Annotated in this window: 7 protein-coding genes; all 7 read right to left on the bottom strand. The window is 50.3% G+C overall.

What is annotated here, in order from left to right; all coding sequences use genetic code 11:
* Positions 1-78 precede the first annotated feature (78 nt).
* From AB7U36_RS02845 to AB7U36_RS02815, 7 genes are read right to left on the bottom strand one after another with little or no spacing between them, the layout of a single operon-like run.
* Complete coding sequence (locus tag AB7U36_RS02845; protein WP_428158297.1) at positions 79-1449, bottom strand: PFL family protein; 1371 nt, start codon at positions 1447-1449, stop codon at positions 79-81.
* A gap of 28 nt (positions 1450-1477) precedes the next feature.
* Positions 1478-2029, bottom strand: coding sequence for a glycine cleavage system protein R (locus tag AB7U36_RS02840; protein ID WP_428158296.1), 552 nt, complete (start codon positions 2027-2029; stop codon positions 1478-1480).
* Positions 2026-2691: a ribulose-phosphate 3-epimerase gene (gene rpe, locus AB7U36_RS02835; protein WP_428158298.1), complete on the bottom strand. Its 666-nt coding sequence runs from the start codon at positions 2689-2691 to the stop codon at positions 2026-2028. Before rpe ends, AB7U36_RS02840 begins: the two co-directional genes overlap by 4 nt.
* A gap of 9 nt (positions 2692-2700) precedes the next feature.
* On the bottom strand, positions 2701-4068 hold the full coding sequence (rsmB, locus tag AB7U36_RS02830) for a 16S rRNA (cytosine(967)-C(5))-methyltransferase RsmB (protein WP_428158295.1): 1368 nt from the start codon (positions 4066-4068) through the stop codon (positions 2701-2703).
* Entirely contained in the window at positions 4065-5012 is a 948-nt protein-coding gene (gene fmt / locus AB7U36_RS02825; protein WP_428158294.1) for a methionyl-tRNA formyltransferase, read from the bottom strand. Before fmt ends, rsmB begins: the two co-directional genes overlap by 4 nt.
* A complete protein-coding gene (gene def / locus AB7U36_RS02820; RefSeq protein WP_428158293.1) occupies positions 5009-5539 on the bottom strand; it encodes a peptide deformylase in 531 nt (176 codons plus the stop codon). Before def ends, fmt begins: the two co-directional genes overlap by 4 nt.
* Positions 5540-6469, bottom strand: a complete 930-nt coding sequence (locus AB7U36_RS02815; RefSeq protein WP_428158292.1) for a bifunctional riboflavin kinase/FAD synthetase — start codon at positions 6467-6469, stop codon at positions 5540-5542. It abuts the gene before it with no gap.
* Positions 6470-6473: the final 4 nt, after the last annotated feature.

The raw sequence follows: 6473 nt of genomic DNA, 5'->3' as shown, positions 1-6473 counted from the left end.
GGAGTGTGGGTGGTACTCATAAGCGATGTCCTAAACTGTGCAAGAACGACGGTGTTTGAATGAGATTTGGTCCCAACACTAATTTTTCAGGCTGTGAATGGGTGCCGGAATATGCCCGCCGTATTCCACAAAAATATCTTCAAGGTCAAGGTGGGGCACATCCATGATGGTGGCCTTGCCAAGAAGCCCGCCAAACATGACGCTGTCCCCGGCTTTTTTACCGGGCACCGGGATAATGCGCGTGGCCGTGGTTTTGGCATTGATCATGCCGATTGCCATTTCATCGGCAATCATGCCGGCTAAAACCTGTTCTGTAATGTCGCCCGGCACCGGCACCATATCCAGCCCCACGGAACATACACAGGTCATGGCTTCCAGCTTTTCCACAGAGAGAAATCCTTTCCGGGCAGCTTCGGCAATGTGAAGGTCTTCGCTGACAGGAATAAAGGCACCGGACAGGCCGCCCACATGGGACGAGGCAAAGGCCCCGCCTTTTTTCACTGCATCATTGAGCATGGCCAAAGCTGCGGTGGAGCCGGGCACACCAATATGGGAAAGGCCCAGGGCCTGGAAGATTTCGCCGACACTGTCACCCACCGTGGGGGTCGGGGCAAGGGAGAGATCCACCACGCCAAACCGGATATTCAGGATGTCTGCCACCTCCCTGCCAATGAGTTCTCCCACCCGGGTAACCTTGCAGGCAGTGCGTTTGATGATTTCGGCAATGCGGCCAAGGCTCAAGCGCTGCTGGGACAGATTTCTTTCAATGGCGCGTTTGACCACGCCAGGCCCGGACACCCCGACATTGATCACGGCATCGGCCTGGCCCACCCCGAGATAGGCGCCTGCCATAAACGGCATGTCCTGGGGAATATTTGAAAACACACACAGTTTGGCACAGGCCAGACCGTCTTCATCCGCCGTAAGGGCTGCCGCTTTTTTAATGGCCCTGGACATGGCAAGCACGGCATCCATATTAATGCCGGCCTTGGTCGTGGCCACATTCACGGACGCGCAGATCCGCTGGGTGGTGGCCAGGGCCCGTGGGATGGCGTCAATCAACGCCTGGTCTCCTTTGGCAATGCCTTTTTCCACCAGGGCTGAAAATCCGCCGATGAAATCCACGCCCACGGTTTTGGCAATGTCATTGAGTTCATGGGCAATCTCCACCATCTGCTCGGATGAAAAACATGCGCCCACCAGGGCAATGGGGGAGATGGAGATCCGCTTGTTGACCACCTTGATGCCGTACTTGTCACCCACCTGGTCACAGGTGTCCACAAGGGGCGCTGCATGGCCGATGATTTTTTTGCGTATATTTTTTTTGAATACATTCAGGTCGTGGGAAATACAGTCAAACAGGCTGATCCCCAGGGTAACCGCCCGCACGTCCAGGTTTTCATTTTTTACCATCTCTATGGTGGAGATTATTTCCTGATCTTCAAACACCGTAAACTTTCCTTATATCTTAATCTCTTTAGATTTTGTTGGTCACGTCAAAAATGTTTTTGTGCTGGATACGGATGTCCAGGTCCAGGTCTTTTGCTTTTTCCTTAAGGGCGGCAAACAGGGCCGGGGCATCAATATCATTTGTGATCGGAACCTGGTAGGACATGACATTGTCATTGGGATTGGAACCGCCCATGAATACGGCTTTCAGGTTGATAATATTGGCGCCGAAACTTGAAATAATACCGGACAATTGCGCCACAAGGCCTTTTTGATCAGGGCCGGAGGTGGTGATCAGAAAAATTTCCTTGTCCGCCACAGGCGGTTCCAAGTCTTCCTCAAGGGTTCTGACATGGATGGTCAGTCCATGGTCTTCTTCTTTCAAGGTCAGATCCTGTCTGATGGTTTCAGCGGCTACGCCTTCGGGGGCCTGGATAACAAAGAAGCCGGCAAACTGGTTCTGCAGAATCATCTGGTTGACGTTTTCAAGATTGCACCCCAGATCACACAGATCTGAAGTCACACTTGCGATGATGCCCGGCCGGTCTTTGGCCAGGACAGATATTATCATTTTGTTCATGCTTTGCCTTTTTCAGAAAGCTTGCGAAGTTCGTCTATGGTTTTCTTATAGTCAGGCGTGTTAAAAATGGCAGAACCCGCCACAAAACAACAGGCACCTGCCCGGGTAACGGCTTCCATAGTATCTGTGTTGACGCCGCCGTCCACCTGGATGATGGCAGTGGAGCCTGCATCAGACAACATTTTGGACAATGCGGTGATTTTATTTAAGCTGGAATTGATGAAGGTCTGGCCGCCGAAACCGGGATTGACACTCATGATAAGGACAAAATCCAGCTGATCAATGACATATTCAATGGATGACAGCGGCGTGGCCGGATTCAGGGCAACCCCGGCCTTAACGTTAAAACTTTTTATCAGCTGCAAACTTCGGTGCAGATGGGGGCATGCTTCGGCATGGACGCTGATGTAATCGGCCCCTGCTTTGGCAAAATCCGGAATCCTGGCATCCGGGGTCTCAATCATCAGGTGTACGTCCAGCACCAGATCTGTGGCGCGTTTGCAGGCCTCAACAACAATGGGTCCGTAGGAAATGTTGGGCACAAACTGTCCGTCCATAACATCAATGTGAATCCAGTCTGCACCTGCGTGTTCAACCGCTTTGACCTCTTCTCCCAAGCGGGTGAAATCAGCAGACAGAATAGAAGGGGCGATCAGTGTCATCATTAACTCCTATGTGTTGCGTCTCATCCTGGCCATGAAAAAGCCGTCCATTTCAAGAAGGTCAGGAAAGGTTGTTTTCTTAAATGTCTCAACCCCGGATTCGCAGAAAAACGGCAGACATGCTGCAAACCCTGAAGTATCCGGGGTAAAATCTTTTCTTTTGTTTAAGAACCGTTCAATCACCTGGGTTGTCTCTTCGGGTTCGCAGGAACAGACCGCGTATACCAGCACGCCGCCGGGTGCCACCACATTGGCTGCGCCATTAAGGATTTTCTTCTGCAGCGCTGCCATGCGGGATATATCTTTTAAATTCCTCTTCCAACGGGTGTCCGGATTTCTGGCAAGGACACCTAAGCCGGAACATGGGGCATCCACAAGCACCCGGTCAAAATAGGATGAAAAATCATTGACCCCGGCCTTTGTCATGTCCACATGGGTGGTGCGAATCATATCAATGTTCAGGCGGAGGGCTTCGCGGACAAGGCGGTCAGCTTTGCTTTCGCCGGTATCATTGGTAGTGATGTTACCTTTGTTTTCCATTTCAAGGGCCATGTGGCAGGTTTTGGTTCCCAGTCCGGCACAGGCGTCCAGAATTTTATCTCCGGGTTCAGGGCCTAAAAGCTGTACGGCAAGCTGGGCAGCTTCACCCTGAATCTGGAACAGGCCGTCATTAAATCCGGGCAGGTCAGGTATGGCAATGCCGGATGTCCGGATCTGAAGACCCAGGGGACTGAATCGTGTTGGTTTTGCGTTGATCCCTTTGCGTTCAAAATGTGCAATCAGGTCTTCCCGACTGGTTTTGCGCGGGTTAATCCTGATCGTAACCGGGGGCAGATCCATCAAAGCGCCGGCAAGAGCCAGAGTCTTTTCTTTTCCATATCGGCCTGTCCAGCGTTGACCAAGCCAGGGCGGTATGGAAAAGGCAGCATCAAGATGCTCTATTAAATTTTTATCGGAACAGGGCAGGGCAATATCTTTGTGTGACCTGGATATATTGCGTAAAACAGCATTGATGAACCCTGATGCCTTTTTGCCGCAGATCGGTTTTGCAAGTTCAATGCTGGTATCAATGGCTGCAAAATCCGGAACCCTGTCCAGGAAAACTATCTGGAAGACCCCAAGCCGCAATATGGTTTTTACCTTGGGATCAATCCGGTCAAAGGCAAGTCTGGCGCATCGGCCAATCAATTGATCAATGCGTCCCCTGTGCCTGAACACCCCGAATACAATGGCATGGCAAAGCCCTTTATCCTTTTGGCTCAGGTGTTCAAGCTGAAGGGCCGCATCTTCAATGGCACGGTCAAGGGGCAGGGTTGGCTTTTGCCCTGCTTGAATCAGGGTAAAGGCGATATGGCGTGGATCAGCTGTTCTGCTCATTTGAATTGGGCCGGCAGATCAATTTTATTTCCACAAAGAAATGAGGCAGCATCAAGACGTTTTCCTGAACTTCCCATCAGTTCCAGCACCTGGACAACACCGTTTCCCGCAGCCACAAACAAGCCCTTGTCATCGCAGCAGACAAGGGTGCCGGGCAAAACAGATGCCGGAATGGATAAGGATGACGGAACAGCCTTAAAAATTTTAAGGCGTTTTCCGCAAAGTTCCGTAAAGGCCCCGGGCCAGGGTGTCATGGCATTGATGTGGGCGCAGACCGCCTTGTTTGAACCTTGCCAGTTAATGCGGCCGTCCGACTTTTTAAGCATGGACACATAGGTGGCTTTTGAATGGTCCTGGGGAACCGGGGTAATTTTTCCCTGTTCAATGCCGTGGATGGTTTTAATAATAAGCTGGGCGCCCATCTGTGATAACCTGTCGTGCAGCATTGAGGCCGTCTCTTGGGGATCCACAGGTGTTGTTTCCATCAACAGCATATCCCCTGCATCCATTTTTTCAGCCATGACCATGGTGGTCACGCCGGTCTGTTCATCCATATTTAGAACCGCCGCCTGGATAGGGGCTGCCCCTCTGTATTTGGGCAAAAGGGAGGCATGAATATTTATGGGATAGGTTTTGGGGGTATCCAGCATCTGCCGTGAAAGGATCTGTCCAAAGGCAACCACGACAAAATAGTCCGGTTCAAGACCGGAAATCAGCGCGATTGCTTCCGGGGTATTTATTTTTTCCGGCTGAAACACCTCAATGCCAAGATTCAGTGCAGCCTGCTTGACTGCTGAAGGGCTGAGTTTTTTTCCGCGGCCCTTGGGCCGGTCCGGCTGGGTCACTGCCAGTAAGACGTCAAACCCCGGTTCTTTTGCCAGGGCCTCCAGGGCCGGGACAGAGAATTCCGGGGTTCCCATGAAAACGATGCGGGTATTTTTCATTTTTCGTTTTTCAATTGTTTTAACCGTTTTTTCTTATACATGGCCCGTTTCAATGCAGAAATCCTGTCAATAAACAGGATCCCGTCAAGGTGGTCGATTTCATGCTGCATGATAACGGACATAAGCCCGTGGGCCTCAAATTCAATGGTTTCGCCGTCTATATTCATGGCCCGTACAGTGACACTTGTATGCCGCCTGACATCGGCCCTGTAGTCAATAACACTTAAGCACCCCTCGTTTTCAGAGATAAAGGTGTCTTTGGATTTGGACAGGATTTCAGGATTAATCAGTGCGGTAAATGTTTTGTCTCCAGGGTTTTTTTGTTCCTCTCCTGCATGGGGGTCATACACGATAACCCGGCGGTTCATCCCGACCTGGGGGGCGGCAAGGCCCACGCCTGCATCATGGAACATGGTCTCGCCCATATCCTCAATAAAGGTTTTCAGCGCGTCATCAATGGTTTCAACAGGTGCGGACGCTTTTTTTAAGGAGGATTCGGGAAACGTGACAATATCAAGTGTAGCCATTTATTTTAAAATTTCCTTTACCGTTTCAATGTCCTTTCTGATCTGGTCGGACAGCTGCGCAATACTTGAAAATTTAATCTCATCCCGGAGTCGTTTCACCATATTAACGCGTATCCGTGAGTCATAAATATTTTCCTTAAAATCAAGAATATGAACTTCAATGGTGAATATATGATCCCCAAATGTCGGGGAAAAGCCAATATTGGCTACACCCTTGAATTTGCCATGGATGGTTTCCACCGTTACCGCATAAACCCCGAACTTGGGGCATAGTTCATCATGAAGTTTTATATTGGCCGTGGGAAATCCAAGCTGACTGCCGCCGCGCTTGCGGCCTGTTATAACCTTTCCCCGGATCTGGTAAAACCGCCCAAGATAGTGCTTTGCCCGCTCCACATGGCCGTCCATGACAAGTTTTCTGATTACTGTGCTGGAAATGCGCGCCGTGTCGGTTTCAACATCCCGTACCCAGTCAGATACAATGGTCTCATACCCAAGTTCTTCACCCTTTGCTTTGAGCAGCTCAATATTGCCGGCCCTGTTTTTTCCAAATGAATAATCAGGACCAATAACAATGGTTTTCATACCTATTTTTTTTATAAGAATATCTTCAATGAATGCCCTGGCTGTGATTTGCGCAAAGGCTTTATCAAAGGGCAGACAGAGCAGCACGTCTATGCCCGAGGATTCTATCAGTTCGATTTTCTGGTCCCGCCGGGTGATTAAAGGGGGGCTGGAAAGCCCTAAGGCTCTTAACGGATGCGGTTCAAATGTCATGGCGATGCCGGTTCCGCCAATCTGGGTCCCCTTTTCAATCACCTGGTGCAACAGGGCCTGGTGACCTTTATGCACACCGTCAAAATTACCAATGGTAACAACGGCGTTGTTAAAGGGGACCTTAATTTGATTCAAATCTTCTATTAATTCCATGTTG

The organism is Desulfobacter sp., from assembly GCF_050177295.1.
This window is presented reverse-complemented; position numbering and strand designations above follow the sequence as displayed.